The sequence below is a fragment of the Spinactinospora alkalitolerans genome (genome assembly GCF_013408795.1).
GTDB lineage: Bacteria > Actinomycetota > Actinomycetes > Streptosporangiales > Streptosporangiaceae > Spinactinospora > Spinactinospora alkalitolerans.
Window position 1 is genome coordinate 2,852,964 of record NZ_JACCCC010000001.1, and the last position, 18,499, is coordinate 2,871,462.

The following is an 18,499-nucleotide window of genomic DNA, read 5'->3' on the forward strand; positions in this document are numbered from 1 at the left end:
AGCGCAGCAGCCAGCGCCGGTAGAGGGGGGCGTAGAGCAGGTCGAGGAGGAGGTCGAGGTCGGCGTCGGCGGCGATCTGCCCGGCGCGCTGGGCGCTGCGCAGCCGCTCCTTCTTGGCCTCCTCCACCGGGCCGGCCACCTTCTCCAGGTAGGCGGTCGCCAGCGCGGGGTCGTTAACCTCCTCGGTGCGCTGTGGGGGGTCCAGGCCGTCGTCCCGCACCTGCGCGAGCAGGGCTCGGGACACATCCTGCAGGTGACGTCGATGGCCACGGGCTCGAGCGGGGGCGTCGCCTCCGTGGGCCTCTACGGCGCGGGCAAGGCCGCGCTCGACGCGATGAGCGAGTCCCTGGCCATGGAGGTCGACCCCTTCGGTATCGCGGTCACGGTCGTCCAGCCCGGCGGCTACGAGACCGGCCTGTTCACACAGGGCACCACCGTCACCGACGAGAACGCGGCCTACGCCCCGCTGCGCGCCCGGCTGGCCGAGATGTGGAGCGCCTCCTACGACGCCGACCCGCACAGGGCCGCCCCGGTGGTGATGGAGGTGGTCGACATGGCCGGGCCGCCCCGGCGGGTGATCCTCGGCGGCGTCGCCTACGACCAGGTGCGCGAGCTGGACCGGGCGCGCGCCGAGGAGCAGGCGAAGTGGGAGCACCTGAGCCGCGCCGCCGACTGAACCCGCCCCGCCGCCCCGGACCCCGCGTTTTCGCGCTGCACCTCACCGTCGAGGACGGGCTCATCATCCGGCACCACGTCTACGAGGACGGCCTCGCGGTCGTCCGGGCGTGCGCCCTTGGTGTGCCGGGTCGTCGGTTCGATGCGTGTTCCGCGGAGGTGGGGCGCTCATCGGGCTCTGACCGCCGCATTCGCGGGGCGGGGCGGGGTGGGACTTTCAAGGCTCGGATCCGCTGTGCCGCCGGCGGCTTGCGCGCACCGCGACAGCCGACCCCCTGTACGGACCCGGTCGCCGGACACCGGCCATGCCGCCAGGACCACAGCGGCGAATCCCCGGCCCGCCCGCCACCGCCCCGCCGAACGCGTCGCGAATCGCCGCAACCGAATTGTCCGCACCGGAGTCCAAGATCGCGTCTGTTGTTGACGACTCGGTGGAACGGGGACGCGGATGGGCTGGATCACGGTCGCGGACGGCTACGAGGTGGCGCTGTGCGACGGCGGCGACGGGACGGTCTCCCTCGCCGCCCGCAACGCCAAGGGCAAACGGCTGGCGCGGGTGCCGACCAAGCTGAAGAAGGACCCGGACGTGGCACGGCTGAACGAGCTGCGCGCCTGGCTGGGTGAGCACGAGACCTCCGTCCGGGCCGAGGTCGAGGCGTGGATGCTGCGATCGCTGCCCGTTCCGCTCGCCCTGCTGCGCGCGGTGTGGCCCGACGCGGCGTGGCGGCGCGCGCTCACCGACCTCGTCGTCGCGTCCATCGGCGACGGGGGCGCGCCCGACCTCGCCCGCTGCGGCCTGCTGCGCGCGGTGGACGGCGAGCGCGGGGTCGGCGTGGTCGACCTCGACGGCGAGACCGTCTGGCCGGAGGCCGACGCGTTCGCCGTTCCGCACCCGGTGCTGCTCGGCGACGACCTCGCCGACTGGCGCGAACTCGCGGTCTCCCTCGGCCTCGCCCAGCCCGTCCCGCAGCTCCTGCGCGAGGTGTGGCGGCGCCCCGAGAGCATGGACCCGCAGGTCAACGCGATCGACGCGTTCTCCTTCACCGAGTACGAGCGGGGCTCGCAGTTCGAGAAGCAGGTCATCGCGCTGGGCGGCCGGATCCGCGGCGAGACCGCCTACTTCCGCTGCTACGACGACGAGCCGGTCCCGGTCAAGCTCGGCCTGCGCTGGCAGGGCCCGGAGGCCTCGACCTACTTCACCTCCCTCACCTGGTCGCGGCCGGGGACCGCCATCGGCGACATCGCGTGGTCGGAGGGCGTGCGGATCGCGGCGACGCTCTACGCCAACCGCACGGCCGGCGAGGACGGCGAGCCCGCCCCGGCCGCGGCCTACGAACGCTTCTGCGCCGGGCACCTGCGCGCCGCCGAGCCCTCCGCGGCTCCGGCCGCACCCGCAGCCCGCCCGCCGCGCTCGCGCGAGGCGCTGCTGCGCGCCGGCGCCGTGCTGGCCGGCCCACCCGCCGCCGAGACCGAGGACACCTTGGTGGCGTGCTGCTACGAGAGCCCGGCGCTGGAGGGCCCGGTCGTCGAGACCACCGCGCGCGCCGCCGTGGCGGGGCAGCGGACGGCGCTGGCGCTGCTGGGACTCACCCCCACTCACGCGGCCGCCGAGACCGACCTCGGCACGGTACGGGCCCGGCCGCTCGGCTTCCTCGCCCTCGCCCTCAACCGCCACCCCGCCCTCAGTGACCGGGTCACGGTGCTGCTGCCGGGCCTGCGCGCCAACGCCAAGCTCGCCCAGACCAAGCCGGGCCGCGCCCGCGACGCGCTCAACCGGATCGCCGCCGACCTCACCGGCCCTGCGGCCGAGCTGCTGCCGGTGTTCTACGACGAGTGCTCGCGCATCATGGCCGAGGTGGGCAGCAACACCTACTCGGTGGGGTTCTTCGAGCTGGCGCGCAGGACGCAGGCCGAGCAGGCTGCGGCCTTCCCCGTCGACGAGGCCGCGGTCGTGACCGCCTACCGCGACATCGCCGTCGGCAACGCGCTGCCGGGCAGCCTGAAGACGCACGCGGCCGCGTTGGCGGACCGGCTGCCCGCGGCGCAGGCCCACCACTGGCAGCGCCGCCTCGTCACCGAGTGGTGCGAGGCCGGTCGCCGCGCCGCTCCCGTTCTGGCGCAGGGGCTGGTGAAGCTGGCCGCGGCGGCCGGGCACGAACCGGGCGGCTCCGCCGACCCGCACGAGCGCGCCGCCGACGAGCGCGCCGCGCGGGCGATGCTGGCCAACGGCACCCTCGCGGGAGTCCCGTGGACCACGTGGGACTCCCTGTCCCCCCTGCTGCACCGGCTGGCGGCCGAGGACCGCGCCGTGCGCGCCGCCCTCGTCCGGCTGCTGCCCGAACCCGCCCGCGACTCCGCCAAGGCCAGGTCCGCGGCCGCCGCCGTCCTCGTGGCCAACCTGGCCGGCGCCGGAGGGCGCGCGCCCTTCACCGGCACGCCCGAGCTCACCGGCGAGGACGTGCGGCGCTGGCTGGAGGGGGCGCTCGAGCTGTACCAGGGGCTGGCGCTGCCGGTCGAGGGCCTGGCCGAGGTGCTGGGCGACGCGGGCGAACGGCTGCGGGCCGACGGATTGACCTGCGACCTGCACCGCATCCTGTTCCGCGACCGCCGCTCCATGGGCGAGGCCCCCGACCACGCCCTGTTCGACCTCGCACTGGCCTGCGGCGTCCCCGTCGACTCTCCCGGGAGCGACGCCGACCTCGGCCTCACCCACTGGACGGCCAAGGGCAAGGGGACGGACCTGGCGGCCGTGGCCGCCCACCCGCAGTGGGGACCGGCACTGCGCCGCGACGTCCTGGGCGAGCGCTCGAACCTGCTCGGCCTGGGCCGCCCCAGCGGCAATCGAAGCAGCGACGAAGCCCACGCCGACAACCCCGGCGGCTTCCCCGCGACGGCCAAGGCGGCCAAGCGGCTGACCACCGCGCCGGGAACGGCCGGGGCCGTGGCCGACGCCCTGGCCGAGCACGCCCGCCTCGTCCCCGGCGCCGCGCTGCCCGACCTGTACCCGGCGCTGCGCGACACCGAGCGGTTCACCCTGGCGGGCCCGCCCAAGGCCGGCGCCGAAGCCGTGCGCGCGATCGTCGTCGGCGCCGACCCCGCTGCGGCGCTGGCGGCCGTGCTGCGCTCAGGCGTCCTGGACGAGCTGGAACTGCCCGCGTTCGCCGACTTCACCGGCCCGCTGAACCGGTGCAACCTGCTGGAGAGCGGGGGCGATCTGATCATCGCCCACCCCGCCTCCTCTTCCCACCGTTCCCGCAGGGCCTGGGCCGCGGCCGTCCGCCCCGACCGCACGGGGCCGCGGCGCGAACTGCCCGATCCCTTCGGCGGGCCGCGGCAGAACCAGGACTGCTACGTGGTCATCGGCGACGACGTCCTCGCCACCGCCCACGGGGGACCGCACTGCCCGCACGTCGAGGACCTGCCCGCCGGGTTCACCCGGCACCCCGAGGCGCTCACGCCCCGCGCCGGCGCCGAGGAGGAGGCGGTGCGCCTGCCCGGCGCCGACGGCGACGCGACGGTGCACCGCCTGCCCGGGCGGACCGTGGAGCTGCGCGGCGCCGACGGCCGCGCGGTGGGCCGCTACGTGATGGGGGCGAGCTGGCTGCCCGGCCGGAGCGGAGCCATCACCGCCGCGCTGCTGAACCACCGCTATGCCGCCGGCACCGAACTCGTGGCGCCGCCAGGCTGGTGGGGGCGCATGCGGGCGCGCGACGAGGCCGGATCCCGCGCGCTGCGCCGCATCGGCGACGCCGACGCGCGGCGGCTGCTGGCCGCCGTCGACGCCGGACTGGGCGCCAGGATCGTGGAGCTGACCGACGCCCGCCCGCCCCGCTACCGCCTGCCCGAACTCGACGCCTGCTTCGCCGAGCTCATCGGGCGCCTGCGCCCGCTGCTGCCCGAGATCACCGACAGGCGGCTGTGGTTCGGCGTCACCGCGATGGTGTGGACGGCGGTGGAGTGCAGGGAGCGGGTCTTCGCACTCGCCGAGCGGCTGCGCCTGGACCCGCCCGCCCACCTCGACCGGGCGCCGGAGGCGGCGCCGCACGCCGAGAGCACACCGGCCGAGAGCTCCGGGAGCGTGCAGCCGGCTCCACTGCCGCCCGCGCCCTCCGGGGCCGTCCCGGCCGCGGAGGGGCTGCGTTCCGAACGGGCCGCGCTCTATGCGAGCGTCGCCGCCACCGCGAAGGCCGCGGCGGCGCACCCGCACCGCCTCAACGATCCGGTGGCCGTGTTCGACAGCGGCCACATCCAGGACCTGAGGGAGAGCCTGGGCCGCCTGGGCCGGGCCGCGCTGCGCGCCGCCTGGAGCACCGACGACGCATGGCGCGAGAGGCGCTCGGAGCTGCTGCGCGACCTCGCCGCGGTCCCGGAGCTGATCGACACCGGAGGCTCCTGGCACCGGGTGCGGCAGGCCGGGAGGTCGGGCGAACGCGGCGAGGTCCGCTCCCCCGGGCGGACCTACTCCACCCTCTGCCTGGGGAGCGGGTACAGCGCGGAAGCCGTCTCGCGCTACTGGGTCGCGCTGCTCTACCATTCGCCGCGGCCGCTGGGCGACAACGTTCTTGCGTCGGAGTCGGTGCTGGAGGCCCGCACCTGCCGGGGCTGGGGTGACGCGCGGCGGCTGGACGCCGTCGCCGACCTGTGCGAACGGCGCGGCGCCGCCCGGGGCAGGGAGGCTGCGGTCATGGCGTTCGCCGAGGCCACGGGGGTCTCCGTCGCGCAGGCCGCGGTACTGCTGTCGCCGTTCACCGGCTCCGACGGCGGCTGGTCGAGGAACACCACGGAGGTGTGGAACGCCGACCGGGCGCACTTCGCCGCCCTCGGCCTGACCGAGCGCAACGTCTGGGCCGCGGCGCGCTTTCTCAGCCGGACCACCGGAGGAGCTGAGCCCGACGAGCTGATCGAGGCGCTCGTGCCGGAGGACCCGGAGCAACTGTGGAGCCAGGGGCCCGACGCCGCCCGCGCCGCCGCCCACTGGCTGCGGCGGCACCCGCGGATCGCCCCCGTGCCCGACGAGGTGTGGACCGGGATCGTCGGCCACCACTTCTACGGCGACCTCCCCCACCCCGAGGCGCTGCTCGACCTGCTGGCCACGCAGGCCCGGGCCCTCCGCGTCGAGGGCGCCCGCTCCGCCGCCGCGGGGCCGGCCTACCTGCTGCCGCCGGGGCACCCCGCCGGTCCGGTCGCCGCCGAGAGGCTGCGCGCCCTGCGCGCCGCGTGCGCCGACCCGGCCACGCGTGTGCGGGTCCGCGGCGGAGTGCGCGTGGCCGCGATGGAGAAGGTCGCGGGGGCCGTGGCGACGCACCTGGCCGATGGGGAACTGGCGGTCGGCGGCGCCCTGGTGCTGGTTCCGGGCGGCCAGGACTACGTCCTGTGGCTGCGCCCCGCGTGGCTGGACGGGCCCGCCGACCCGCTGCTGGGGCGCCTCACCGAGGAGTTCACCCGTTCACAGCCCCGCTCCGACCGGCGTCGCACCCCGGTCGCCGCGCCCGGGGTGCTCACCGACGTGGCCTTCCTGCTCTCCGAGGCGAGCGCGCGCATGGCCGACGACCTCGAATCCGTGGACGGCCCCCGCCAGGATCCGCTTCACTCGGTCCCCCGCCTGGTGGCGGAGGCCTCGGCCGCCCACGGTCTCAGCGAGGACGCCGCCCGGCTGTATCTGCAGGTCATCGCCTTGCCCGACCCCGACGACGCCAACGTCCGGCGCTGGAACGGCTGGGACGAGGAGCGGCGCGCCGCGGCGGCGGCCGAGCTGGCCGCCACCAAGCTCGTGGTGACCGGCACCAGGAAGGGTGCGGCGCGGACGCTGTTCGCCCCGGGGCCGTGGCGGGAGCACGGGTACAGCTCCGTCGGGGTCGAGGTCGACAAGCTCACGCGCACCCCGGGCGGCGGCCCCGGGATGCTCGTCCACGTCCCGGCCGTGCCGCTGACCGACGTCTTCACCGCGGCCTGGCGCGACTCGCGGCCGTGACCCCTTCCGGTCTGCGCCGATCTCGACCTTGAGTTTTGACCTCGGCCACTGGGGGCCGTGAACCTCAGCCCAAGGACGCAAACCCGGGGTGGCCGGGCGACGGTGCACGCCGTCCCTCCTGGGGCCAGCCTTCACGGCCCCCTGGGGTCGAGGTGGAGGGGGCCCGCCCGCGCGCCCACTCCGTCCCGGGGCCGAGGTTGAAACCCAACGTCGAGGTCGGCAAGAGAATCACCTGGCGGGGGCGGGTCTCTCGTTGTTCCAGCCGGCCAGTAGGGCGTTGACGTCGCGGACGCAGCCGCCGCAGCCGGTCGTGGCGCGGGTCTGCTCGGCGAGGGTCTGGCGGGTGCGGGCGCCGTCGAGCCAGGCCTCCTCCAGTTGTTCCCGGCTCACACCGTTGCACCGGCACACCAGCGCCGGGCCGGCCTGGTCGGCGATCCGCGGCTCGGGCCGGGCGGCGCCGAGCAGTAGGGCGAGCCGGTCGGAGGGTACCGGCGCGTCCTGGTCGTAGAGCTGGGCGATGGTGGCGGCGGAGTCGGGGAAGCCGAGCAGGATGGCGCCGACGACGCGGTCGCCGCGTACCGACAGCTTGGCGTAGCGGCCGCCGTGCGGGTCGGAGACGGTGACGGTCTCGGCGGTGCCGTCGGCGTCGGCGTCGCCGAGCGAGGCCAGCTCGATGCCCTCGGCCTTGAGCCGGGTCACCGGGCGCACGCCCCGGTAGCGCGCGCCTGGTGCGGTGCCGGTGAGCAGGTCGGCCAGTACCGCGGCCTGCTCCCAGCCGGGTTGCACCAGTCCGGCGCCGCCCCGGGCGTGCTGGGCGCAGTCGCCGATGGCGTGGATACGCGGGTCGGCGGTGGTGAGCGCGTCGTCGACGACGACGCCGTGCTCCACGGCGAGCCCGGCCCCGGCGGCCAGCTCGGTGCGGGCGCGCACCCCGGCGGTGACGATGAGGGCGTCGCCGGCCAGGACCCGGCCGTCGTCCAGCTCCAGGCCGGTGCCGGGCAGCCAGCGCGCCGCGACCCGCCAGGAGTGCACGGCGATGCCGATGGCGGTGAGGCGTTCGCTCAGGATCGAGGCCGCCGCCTGGTCGATCTGGCGGCGCATCAGCCACGGGGAGGACTCCACCACCGACACTCGCACGCCTCCCTCGCTCAGGGCGCGGGCGGCCTCCAGGCCGAGCACGCCCCCGCCCAGCACCACGGCGGGCGCTCCGGGGCGCACCAGCGACATCAGCCGCCGGCAGTCCTCGACACCGCGCAGCGCGGTCACCCCCGGCGCCGGCGCGCCGTCGTCCTCCGACAGCCCGGCGACCGGGGGGAAGGCGGCGCGGGCCCCGGTGGCCAGCACCAGCTCGTCGTAGTCCAGCCCGGTCCCGTCGTCCAGGGCGACGCGTCGCGCCGCCGGATCGACGGCGGTGGCCGCCACGCCCCGGCGGACGGTGACGGCCGCGGAGTCCGCTTCGGGCAGGGCCAGATCGTCCAGGTCCAGGCGCCCGGTGACCACCTCGGGCAGCAGGATGCGGTTGTAGGGGCGCTCGGCCTCGGCGCCGACCACGGTGAGCCGGACGCGTCGGCCGTCGGGGTCGCGGCGGGCCACCTCTTCGACGAAGCGCGCCCCCACCATGCCGTGGCCGATGACGGCGACGTGCCGGGGCTGCTGTGTCACGGGTGTTCTCCTTGGTCGGCGTCGGTGGCCGGCTCCAGCCGGACGGCGCTCACCTTGAACTCGGGCATTCGGCTGATGGGGTCCAGCGCGGGGTTGGTGATCAGGTTGGCGCGCTGGGCGCCGGCGAAGTGGAACGGCAGGAACACGGTGTCGGTGCGGGCGTCGCAGCGCAGCCGTACGCGGGCCAGTGCCGCGCCGCGCCGGGAGACCACCCGGGCCCACGCCCCTTCGGCCAGCCCGCTGCGGGCGGCGGTGTCGGGGTGGACCTCCACGTAGGATTCGGGTTCGGCCCGGGCCAGCTCGCCGATCCGGCGGGTCTGGGCGCCCGACTGGTAGTGGGCGAGCAGCCGCCCGGTGGTGGCCAGTAGCGGGTACTCGGCGTTGGTGGTCTCGGCCGGGCCGCGGTGGGCCACCGCGGCGAAGCGGGCGCGCCCGTCGGGGTGGGCGAAGGCCTCCAGAAACATCCGCGGGGTGGCCGCGCCGCCGGCGGGCACCGGCCAGTGCAGCGCCTCGCCGGCCTCCAGCCGCTCGGGCGTCACCCCGGAGTAGTCGGCGGCTCCGCCGGCCGAGGCCGCGCCCAACTCGGCCAGCACGGCATCGGCCTCGGTCGGGAACTCCGCGGCCGACCGGCCCAGGCGGACGGCCAGGCCGGACACGACCTCCAGGTCGGTGCGCACCCCCGGCGGCGCCTGGGTCGCGCGGCGCCGCCGCAGCACCCGGCCCTCCAGGTTGGTCATGGTGCCCTCCTCCTCGGCCCACTGGGTGACCGGAAAGACCACATCGGCCATCGCCGCGGTTTCGGACAGCACGAAGTCGGCGACGACCAGCAGATCCAGTCCTTCGAGCCGGTTTCGGACACGATCGGCCTGCGGGGCTGAGACCACCGGGTTGGACCCGAACAGCAGCAGCGCGCGCGCCCCGCCCTCGGCCCCCAGGGAGTCCAGCAGCTCGAACGCGCTGCGCCCGGGCCCCGGCAGCGCCTCGGCCTCCACCCCCCACACGCCGGCGACGTGGGCGCGCGCGTCCGGGTCGTCGATCCGGCGGTAGCCGGGCAACTGGTCGGCCTTCTGCCCGTGCTCGCGCCCGCCCTGGCCGTTGCCCTGGCCGGTCAGGCAGCCGTAGCCGGAACCGCGCCGGCCCGGCAGGCCCAGCGCCAGCGCCAGGTTGATCCAGGCCGAGACGGTGTCGGTGCCCTTGGCGTGCTGCTCGGTGCCGCGCCCGGTCAGCATGTAGGCGCCCGAGGCAGCCCCCAGCATCTGCGCCGCGGCGCGGATGTCGCCCGCCGGCACGCCGGTGTGCCGCTCGGCCTGCTCGGGCCACCACGCCGCCGCGTGCGCCCACGCCTGCTCGAATCCGGCCGTGCGCTCGGCGATGTAGCCGGCGTCGGCCAGCCCCTGGGCCCGCACGGCGTGCAGCAGGCCCAGGGCCAGCGCGGTGTCGGTGCCCGGCCGCGGGGCCAGGTGCAGGCCGCCGCCCGCCACGGCCCGCTCCGCGGTCGCGCTGCGCCGGGGGTCGACCACGATCAGCCGTGCGCCGGACAGGTGCCCCATCAGTGGCGGCATGGTCTCGGCGACGTTGGCGCCGGCCAGCAGGATCACCTCCGCCTCGGCCAGGTCGGCGACCGGGAACGGCAGTCCGCGGTCCAGGCCGAAGGCGCGCAGGCCCGCCGCCGCGGCCGAGGACATGCAGAACCGGCCGTTGTAGTCGATCTGGGAGGTGCCCAGCGCCAGGCGGGCGAACTTGCCCAGCAGGTAGCTTTTCTCGTTGGTCAGCCCGCCGCCGCCGAACACCGCCACCGAATCAGGGCCGCACTCGGTGCGCAGCCCGCGCAGCCGCCCGGCCACACAATCCAGCGCCACCTCCCAGCCCACCGGCTCCAGCGCCGCGCCGCGGCGCGGCCGCATCAGCGGGGCGGTGAGCCGGTCGGAGACCGTGAGCAGCTCGGCCGCCGACCAGCCCTTGCGGCACAGCCCTCCCCGGCTGGCCGGAAACGGCGCCGGGCGGGCGGCCGGCCGGCCATCAGCGCCCGGCTCCAGGCGCATGGTGCACTGCAGGGCGCAGTACGGGCAGTGCGTGGCGGTCATGACACCCCGCTGCTCTGCCCGGCGGGCCGCCCGGCCGCGCTGACAGGACGGCGCAGATAGACCAGACAGGTCACCGCGATACACACCGCGTAGAAGACAAGGAAGGCGACGAACGCCGGCGTCGCCGAGCCGGCGGCGGCGAAGGACTCGCGGAAGACGAGGTTGATGCCGACGCCGCCGAGCGCGCCGACCGCGCCGACGAGCCCCAGCAGCGCGCCGGCGAGCCGCTTGGTCTCGGCCAGAGCCCTCGCGCGCGGGGTGCCCGCGGCGATCATGTCCTCGGCCCTGGCCGAGTAGATCGCCGGGATCATCTTGTAGGTGGAGCCGTTGCCGATGCCGGTGAGGACGAACAGCACCGCGAACGCCGCGAGGAACAGCGCGAGCGAGTCCCGGCCCACCGCCAGGATGATCACGCCGGTGCCGACGACCATGGCGGCGAAGTTCCACAGGGTGATGCGGCCGCCGCCGAAGCGGTCGGACAGCCATCCGCCGACGGGACGCACGAGCGAGCCCAGCGCCGGGCCGATGAACGTCACCGAGGCGGCCTCCATCGGCGTGCGGTCGAACTGGTTCTGCAGCAGCAGGCCGAAGGCGAACCCGAAACCGATGAAGGAGCCGAACGTGCCGATGTAGAGGAACGACATGATCCAGGCGTGCCTGTCCTTGACCGCGGCGAGCTGGGCGCCCACGTCGGCGCGGGCGCCGGCGAGGTTGTCCATGTGCCGCCAGGCGACCCAGGCGGCCAGCAGCAGCAGCGGCAGGTAGACCAGTGGCACGAAGTGCCCGTTGCCGACGGTGAACACCGCGATCACGGCGAGGCCGACGAGCTGCACCGTGGCGACGCCGATGTTGCCGCCGCCGGCGTTGAGGCCCAGCGCCCAGCCCTTGCTGCGCTCGGGGAAGAAGAAGTTGATGTTGGACATCGAGGAGGAGAAGTTCCCCCCGCCCAGGCCGGCGGTCGCGGCCAGGACCAGAAACAGCCAGTAGGGCGTCTCCGGCCGCTGGATCAGCAGTACCGCCAGCACCGTCGGGACCAGCAGCGCGACCACCGAGACCAGGGTCCAGTCGCGGCCGCCGAACCTGGGCACGGCCAGCGTGTAGGGGATCCGCAGCACGGCGCCGACGAAGGCGACCACGGACACCAGCAGGAACTTCTGCTCGGGCGAGAAGGAGAATCCGGTTTCGGGCGTCATGAACAGCACGAGCACCGACCACAGGCTCCAGACGGAGAAGCCCAGGTGCTCGGCGAAGATCGACGACCACAGGTTGCGGTTGGCGGTCCGGCTGCCCTGCTCGCGCCAGAACGTCTCGTTCTCGGGGTCCCAATGGGAGATCCAGCGCCCCCCTGAACGTCGGGGGGATATCGGGGTATCGGCGGCCACGTTCCAGCCTTCCACGCTCGGCGGGGTTGTGCCGATGAGGCTAGGAAGCGGCCATTGCCACCATGTGACCTGCTGTAACACGGAGGAAACAACTCCCTCACGCGTCGCGGCCGCTCGCGGTGAGATCCGGGGCAAAGGCGCTGAGCTGTGGACTTCTACGGGTTCGTCCGGTGTTCCGGCGCACCGGCACCCGGCCAGAGTGGCATCGGTCTCATCCGGGCGGGGCAGGGGTCAGGGGGCCTCCGTCCACACCAGTTCGCCGTCGGCCCACCGATCGGTCCGGTGCAGCCCGCAGGCGCGCGCCAGCGCGGCGGAGGCGGTGTTGTCGGGGTGGATGTGCGCGGTCACCGGGTGCACACCGCGCTCGTGCAGCCAGTCGATGAGGGCGCGCACGGCCTCGGTCGCGGTCCCGCGCCGCTGCCAGGGCGTGCCCACCATCCAGGCGATGACCGCGCCGAGGCCGCCGGGAATGGGGCCGATGGTGGCCTGCACGGTGCCCACCGCCGTGCCCGCGCCGTCGCGGATCACCCAGTTGCACCAGGACACGCCCGGCTCCCCGGAGCCGGCGACCAGCCGCTCGTAGCGCGAGCGCAGCCCTGCCGGGCTCGGCGGGGCGCCCCCGATGTGGGTGTAGAGCGCCGGGTCGGACAGCGCCCGCGCCATCTCCTCCGCGTGCTCGACCCGCAGCGGCTCCAGTACGAGCCGCTCGGTGCGGACGGGCTCCGCCACCACCTTCGCCGAATACCTGCCGCCCCGCGGTCGCATGGCCATACCGGCCAGGATGGAACACGGGTCGGGCCGGGGCAAGCTTCTCTGTGTCGACCAGAGGAAGCCACGTCGAGCTCGTTCATTCCGACGGTCGGCAGGTCGTCGTACCGATGCGTGGGGTCGGGACGTTCCTCGCGGAACGACGGCCTCGATCCTGACGCAGGCGGGTCTCTCCGCATCGGAGCCCGTCAAGCTTCTCTGACGTGTGCGTTCTCGGGCTCTGACGGGGAGCGCCGAGCCGGGCGGCGGCGCAGCACCACTCCCTGGGTCGGGGAGAACAGGTAGGCCAGGGCGAAGGCGATCGCCTGGGCGACCACGATCGCGCCGCCGGTGGCGAGGTCGAGGTGGAAGCTGGCGTAGGTGCCCAGGACCGAGGCCGCCACCGACACCGCCACCGAGATCACCAGCATCCGCTCGAAGCGGTCGGTGAGCAGGTAGGCGGTCGCGCCGGGGATGATCACCATGGCCACCACCAGGATGATGCCCACGGCCTGCAGAGCGATGACCACCGTCACCGACAGCAGTCCCAGCAGCAGCGCCTCCAGTCGGCGCGGGCTCAGGCCGATGGCGTGGGCGTGGGTGGGATCGAAGGCGAACAGGGTCAGGTCGCGGTGCTTGAGCGCGGCCGCGGCCAGCGTCACCGCCGCCATCAGCAGGATCTGCGTGATCTCGGAGTCGGAGACGCCCAGCACGTTGCCGAAGAGGATGTGCATCAGGTCGGTCTGGCTGGGGATCTTGGAGATCAGCACCACGCCGATGCCGAACATCGTGGTGAACACGATCCCGATCGCCGCATCCTCCTTGACCCGCGAGGTGCGGTTGACCACGCCGATCAGCGCGACCGAGCCCGCGCCGAACACCAGAGCGCCCGCCGCGAACGGCACCCCGAGCAGGTAGGACAGCACCACGCCGGGCAGCACCGCGTGCGAGACGGCGTCGCCGAGCAGCGACCAGCCGATCAGCGTCATCCAGCACGACAGCACCGCGCACACCGCGCCGACCACCACGCTGACCAGCAGCGCCCGCTGCATGAAGTCGAACTGGAAGGGGACGGTGAACCACTCCACGAGCGCGCCCATCACGCCGCCTCCCCCGCCGGCCGGATGTCGATGCCGAACGCCTCGAACAGCCGTTCCGGCGTCAGTACCTCGTCCGGCGCGCCGTTGGCCACCACGCGCCGCTGCAGCAGCACCGCCTCGTCGCACAGCCCCGGCACGCTCGCCAGGTCGTGGGTGGAGACCAGCAGTGCGTGCCCCTCGTCGCGCATGGAGCGCAGCACATCGGCGATGGTCGCCTCCGAGCGCTTGTCCACGCCCGCGAACGGCTCGTCGAGGAGGAAGACGCTCGCGCCCTGGGCGATGCCGCGCGCCACGAACGCGCGTTTGCGCTGGCCGCCGGAGAGCGCACCGATCTGGCGGTGCGCCAGTTCGGTGAGGTGGGTGCGCTCCAGCGCTTCGGCGACGGCCTCGCGGTCGGCCCTGCGGGGACGCCGGGTGATGCCCATGTGGCCGTAGCGGCCCATCATCACCACGTCGACCACCCGCACCGGAAACGCCCAGTCGACCTGCTCGGACTGCGGGACGTAGCCGATCAGACCGCGCCTGCGCGCCTGTGCCGGCGTCGATCCGTGCAGGCGCACCCGGCCGCGTTCGGGGGTGATCGTGCCGACCACCGTCTTGAACAGGGTGGACTTGCCCGAGCCGTTGGTGCCGAGCAGGCCGCAGATGCGGCCCGGCGGCACCGTCAGGCTCACGCCCTCCAGCGCCAGGACGTCGCCGTAGCGGACGGTGACGTCCTCCACTGACACCGCGGGAGAATTCATGCGCCCTCCCCTGCCCCGGCGCCCAGGCCTGTAACGATCGCCTCGGCGTCGTGGCGCAGCAGGTCCAGGTAGGTCGGTACGGGCCCGTCGGCCTCCGACAGCGAATCGACGTAGAGCGGGTCACCCATGGCCGCACCGGTCTCGCTCGCGACCTGGCGCTGCGCGCCGTCGTTGACGGTGCTCTCGCAGAAGACCGCGGGCACGTCGTTGGCCTCGACGAACTCCACCACCGAGGCGATCTGCTGCGGAGTGCCCTCGGAGTCGGCGTTGACCGGCCACAGGTAGGCCTCGCGCAGGCCGGCGTCGCGCGCGAGGTAGGAGAAGGCGCCCTCGCAGGTCACCAGCGCCCGGTGCTCCTCGGGCAGCGTGGCCAGCTCGGCGCGGAGGAAGTCGTCGATCTCGGTGATCTCGGCCTTGTAGTCCTCGGCGTTGGCGGCGTAGGTCTCGGCGTTGCCGGGATCGAGCTCGGTCAGCGCGTCGCGGATGTTGTCGACGTAGACCAGCGCGTTCTCCGGCGACATCCAGGCGTGTGGATTGGCCTCTCCTTGGTAGGAGCCCGAGGAGATGGGGATGGTCTCGACCCCGTCGCTGAGCACGGCATCGGGAGCCTCGACGCGTTCGGTGAACTGCTCGAACCAGCGCTCCAGGCCGAGTCCGTTGTTCAGGACCAGGTCGGCGCCCTGGCCGCGCACGAGGTCGTCGGGTGTCGGTTCGTACTCGTGGATCTCGGCGCCGACACGGGTGATGGACTCCACCCGCACGGCGTCGCCCGCGACGTTGCGCGCCATGTCGGCGAGCACGGTGAACGTGGTCAGGACCGTTGGGCGGCCGTCGTCGGCGACCGAGGAGGAGACGTTGGAGCAGGCCGGTGCGGCCAGGACCGCTGCCGAGAGGGCGGTGATCGGCAGGAACCGGGCGAAGGTCGGCCAATCTTTGATGTTCGGCACGCCTAACTTCTTATCACACGACTCTTGGCACTCGATCGGTTCCGGCGCCCCGTGTCGGCCGGAGTGGGCGGGACGGGCGTCAGACCGCGGGGGCGATCCACAGCGCGTCGGCGGCCACCAGGCCCAGCGACTGCTCGCGCTGCGCCTCCGGGGCGCCGAGCCGGATGATGAGCGGACCGCCGAAGGGCTGGCGCTCCACGAGCTCGACGCGCATCCCGATGCCGACCTCCTGGTCGGCGAGGTAGCGCAGCAGATCGGGGTCGGAGTCGTTGACCCGCACGATCACGCCGGTGGTCCCGGTGTCGAGGTGGGACAGCAGGCGGGTGTCGCGCTCCAGGATCTCGCCGTCGCGGGACGGGATGGGGTCGCCGTGCGGATCGACGGTGGGGTGGCCGAGGTGCTCGGCGATCCGGTCGACGAACTGGTCGGAGACGACGTGCTCCAGGATCTCGGCCTCGTCGTGGACCTCGTCCCAGGAGTAGCCCAGGGCCTCGACCAGGTACAGCTCGATGAGGCGGTGCCGGCGCAGCACCGCGAGCGCGAGCTTGTCGCCGGTGTCGGTGAGCCGGACGTCGCCGTAGCGCTGGTGCTCGACCAGACCCAGCTCGCTCAGCTTGCGCAGCATGCCCGAGACCGAGGAGTTGGACACCGACAGCCGCTCGGCCACCCGCGAGATGGTCACCGGTCCCGAACCGCGCTCCTGAAGGTCGTAAACGACCTTCACGTAGTCCTCGACCGACGTGGATGGCCGGCCGGATTCAGTCCCCATGCCCGATACGCTACCGCGACCGGCTGACCGGCGCTGATTCGGCGGAGATGCTTCAACGTCTGATCGGCCCGTCGGTGCCTCGCGGGGCAAGGGCGGGAGAATCGGTAGCGGCATCGGGGATGCACCACTACATGCCTCGATAGATCTCCCCCCAGTGGCCGATGTCCACCACCAGAACAAGGAGTTCCTCGTCGCGAACGGTGTAGATGACACGGTAATCGCCGACGCGAATGCGCAGCAGTCCTGGGAACCCGGCCAGGGCACGGGTTCCCTGCGGCCGGGGATCCTCGGCGAGCCGGTCAATGGCGGTCTGCACGCGCCGCCGTATGGGTTTGTCCAGTTTCGCCAATGTCCGCAGTGCGTCTCGGTCGACCTGAAGACGGTATCGGCTCACTGCCGGGCGTCCCTTTCGAGTTCGGCCACTGCCTCGTCCCAGGGAACAGCGGGCTCGTTCCTCTCAAGGGCCTCTGTTGCCCTGCGCCCCCAGTAGGCGTCCTCCATCCGTTCGTAGTTCTCCGCGACGTCCGGCGGCACGAGCGCGGCTACTCGGCGTCCGTATCGGGTCAAGAAGAGAATGTCTCCATCACGAACGTCGTCGACGAGTTCCGGAAGCCTTCCCCTGGCATCCGTCAACGCCCACTCTCTCTCACTCGTCCGCCCATCGCCTTCGGACGGACCGATCGGTTCAGCAGTCATGGAATCAACGTACAACATGTACGTCTTGAACGGATAGTTTTTGAGTGGAACGGAGTCGATCCGCTGAGCGACTTGCGGGCCGGGTTGATGTCTCCTCTGGGTTAGTCCTCTGTTGCCTTGTGTTGACAAGTGGTGTGATCTGAACCACTCTCCTTTTTGGGAGCGCTCCCAAACAGTGTCCCGCGCGAGGAGGAACCCACGTCGGTCCCGGCCCGCAACGGCCATCCGGCCGCGCGCCCGCCACGGAGCGCGCCCCGCGGGCTTCCCCCACGAGCAGAGCAGCCGTAACGGCTCACCCCGAGGAGTTCCCATGAGGATGAGGACACTGAGCAGAACGGCCGCGCTGGGCGCCTGCGCCGGGCTCGCGGCCGCGGCGGCCGTCGCGCTGCCCGCCGACCGCGCCGAAGCGCACGGCGGGCTGACCTATCCGGCCACGCGCACCTACGCCTGCTACGTCGACGGCATCGAGGGAGGCGAGGGCGGCAACGTCCAGCCGACCAACCCCGCCTGCGCGCAGGCCCTGGAGGAGGGCGGCAACTACCCCTTCTACAACTGGTTCGGCAACCTGATCAGCGACGCGGGCGGGCGGCACCAGGAGATCATCGCCGACGGCGAGCTGTGCGGCCCGACCGACCCCTTCGACGCCTTCAACGCGGTCGGCGACGACTGGCCCACGACCACCCTGCGCTCCGGAGGCGAGATCACCTTCCGGTACAACGCCTGGGCGCGGCACCCGGGCACCTGGTCGCAGTACATCACCAAGGACGGCTGGAACCCCGACGAGCCGCTGGGCTGGGACGACCTGGAACCCGCGCCCTTCGACCAGGTGACCGACCCGCCGATCCGCGGGGGCGGCCCCGAAGGCGACGAGTACTACTGGGACGCGACGCTGCCGGAGAAGAGCGGTCGGCACATCATCTACTCGATCTGGCAGCGCTCCGACAGCCCCGAGGCCTTCTACAACTGCTCCGACGTCGTCTTCGAGGGCGACGCGCCCGGTGGAGGCGGCGAACCGGACGAGCAGGCCCCCACGGCCCCCGGCGCACCCGAGGTCGACGGGGTGACCGGCACCTCCGCCCGGCTCGGTTGGGACGCCTCGAGCGACGACACCGGGGTGACCGGCTACACCGTCCACGACGCCGGGACCGACGAGGTGCTCGCGACGACCAGCCGCGCCGGCGCCACCCTCACCGGCCTGTCCCCGCAGACCGGGTACGAGGTCTACGCGGTCGCCCGCGACGCCGCAGGCAACACCTCCGACCCGTCCCCGGCCACCGCCTTCACCACCGGCGAGCCCGAGGACACCTCCTGCACGGTCACCTACGCCACGCCGAGCTCCTGGCACGGCGGGTTCACCGGCGAGGTCACCGTCTCCAACGACACCATGACCCCCATCGAGGGCTGGACCCTGGAGTGGGACTTCACCAACGGCGAGGCTGTCACCAACGGCTGGTCCGCCGAGGTCAGCCAGTCCGCGGCGACGGTGACGGCGAGCAACGCCTCCTGGAACGCCACCATCCCGCACCACGGATCGGTGAGCTTCGGGTTCAACGCCGAGGCGCCGTCGGCCACGCAGGCGCCGACGGAGTTCACGCTCAACGGCACCGCCTGCTCCACCGGCTGACCCCGCACCGCTTCCCGCCCCGGCGGCGGAGGAGGGGGACCCCTCGCCCCCTCCTCCGCCGCCCCTCCCGTGAAGGAAAAGAAGGTGCCGCCGCCGCGG

The 18,499-nt window shown here is 73.6% G+C and carries 13 protein-coding genes and 1 pseudogene; 3 read left to right on the plus strand and 11 right to left on the minus strand.

The window, feature by feature from the left end:
• Nucleotides 1-37: 37 nt before the first annotated feature.
• Nucleotides 38-244 (minus strand): annotated as a pseudogene (locus tag HDA32_RS31765) (TetR/AcrR family transcriptional regulator C-terminal ligand-binding domain-containing protein); the annotation flags it as partial.
• Here HDA32_RS31765 and HDA32_RS12590 point away from each other — a divergent pair.
• Together HDA32_RS12590 and HDA32_RS12595 are read left to right on the plus strand one after the other, a co-directional pair.
• Entirely contained in the window at nucleotides 221-676 is a 456-nt protein-coding gene (locus HDA32_RS12590; protein ID WP_246334915.1) for an SDR family NAD(P)-dependent oxidoreductase, read from the plus strand. The pseudogene HDA32_RS31765 and the gene HDA32_RS12590 sit on opposite strands and share 24 nt — an antisense overlap.
• A 447-nt stretch (nucleotides 677-1,123) precedes the next feature.
• Complete coding sequence (locus HDA32_RS12595; RefSeq protein WP_179643363.1) at nucleotides 1,124-6,646, plus strand: DUF4132 domain-containing protein; 5,523 nt, start codon at nucleotides 1,124-1,126, stop codon at nucleotides 6,644-6,646.
• Nucleotides 6,647-6,874: 228 nt separating this feature from the next.
• Here HDA32_RS12595 and HDA32_RS12600 read toward each other — a convergent pair whose 3' ends face one another.
• From HDA32_RS12600 to HDA32_RS12645, 10 genes are all read right to left on the minus strand, one after another.
• Nucleotides 6,875-8,308: an FAD-dependent oxidoreductase gene (locus HDA32_RS12600; protein ID WP_179643364.1), complete on the minus strand. Its 1,434-nt coding sequence runs from the start codon at nucleotides 8,306-8,308 to the stop codon at nucleotides 6,875-6,877.
• Nucleotides 8,305-10,392: a molybdopterin oxidoreductase family protein gene (locus HDA32_RS12605; RefSeq protein ID WP_179643365.1), complete on the minus strand. Its 2,088-nt coding sequence runs from the start codon at nucleotides 10,390-10,392 to the stop codon at nucleotides 8,305-8,307. The genes HDA32_RS12600 and HDA32_RS12605 overlap by 4 nt, the downstream gene beginning before the upstream one ends.
• Nucleotides 10,389-11,774 carry an MFS transporter gene (locus HDA32_RS12610; protein ID WP_179643366.1) on the minus strand — a complete coding sequence of 462 codons (1,386 nt, stop codon included), beginning with the start codon at nucleotides 11,772-11,774 and terminating at the stop codon, nucleotides 10,389-10,391. The genes HDA32_RS12605 and HDA32_RS12610 overlap by 4 nt, the downstream gene beginning before the upstream one ends.
• A 231-nt stretch (nucleotides 11,775-12,005) precedes the next feature.
• Nucleotides 12,006-12,545: a GNAT family N-acetyltransferase gene (locus HDA32_RS12615; RefSeq protein WP_246334319.1), complete on the minus strand. Its 540-nt coding sequence runs from the start codon at nucleotides 12,543-12,545 to the stop codon at nucleotides 12,006-12,008.
• Nucleotides 12,546-12,730: 185 nt separating this feature from the next.
• The gene (locus tag HDA32_RS12620; RefSeq protein WP_179643367.1) at nucleotides 12,731-13,621 is read right to left on the minus strand and encodes a metal ABC transporter permease; all 891 of its coding nucleotides are present in this window, start codon (nucleotides 13,619-13,621) and stop codon (nucleotides 12,731-12,733) included.
• Nucleotides 13,621-14,364: a metal ABC transporter ATP-binding protein gene (locus HDA32_RS12625; RefSeq protein ID WP_179643368.1), complete on the minus strand. Its 744-nt coding sequence runs from the start codon at nucleotides 14,362-14,364 to the stop codon at nucleotides 13,621-13,623. The genes HDA32_RS12620 and HDA32_RS12625 overlap by 1 nt, the downstream gene beginning before the upstream one ends.
• On the minus strand, nucleotides 14,361-15,311 hold the full coding sequence (locus HDA32_RS12630) for a metal ABC transporter substrate-binding protein (protein ID WP_179643369.1): 951 nt from the start codon (nucleotides 15,309-15,311) through the stop codon (nucleotides 14,361-14,363). Before HDA32_RS12630 ends, HDA32_RS12625 begins: the two co-directional genes overlap by 4 nt.
• Nucleotides 15,312-15,390: 79 nt before the next feature.
• The gene (locus HDA32_RS12635; RefSeq protein WP_179643370.1) at nucleotides 15,391-16,080 is read right to left on the minus strand and encodes a metal-dependent transcriptional regulator; all 690 of its coding nucleotides are present in this window, start codon (nucleotides 16,078-16,080) and stop codon (nucleotides 15,391-15,393) included.
• Nucleotides 16,081-16,207: 127 nt separating this feature from the next.
• A complete protein-coding gene (locus tag HDA32_RS12640; protein WP_179643371.1) occupies nucleotides 16,208-16,474 on the minus strand; it encodes a type II toxin-antitoxin system RelE family toxin in 267 nt (88 codons plus the stop codon).
• Nucleotides 16,471-16,776, minus strand: coding sequence for a type II toxin-antitoxin system prevent-host-death family antitoxin (locus tag HDA32_RS12645; RefSeq protein WP_179643372.1), 306 nt, complete (start codon nucleotides 16,774-16,776; stop codon nucleotides 16,471-16,473). Before HDA32_RS12645 ends, HDA32_RS12640 begins: the two co-directional genes overlap by 4 nt.
• A gap of 310 nt (nucleotides 16,777-17,086) precedes the next feature.
• On the opposite strand from HDA32_RS12645, the gene HDA32_RS12650 reads away from it, so the two are divergent.
• Nucleotides 17,087-18,400, plus strand: a complete 1,314-nt coding sequence (locus tag HDA32_RS12650; protein WP_179643373.1) for a lytic polysaccharide monooxygenase — start codon at nucleotides 17,087-17,089, stop codon at nucleotides 18,398-18,400.
• Nucleotides 18,401-18,499 lie beyond the last annotated feature (99 nt).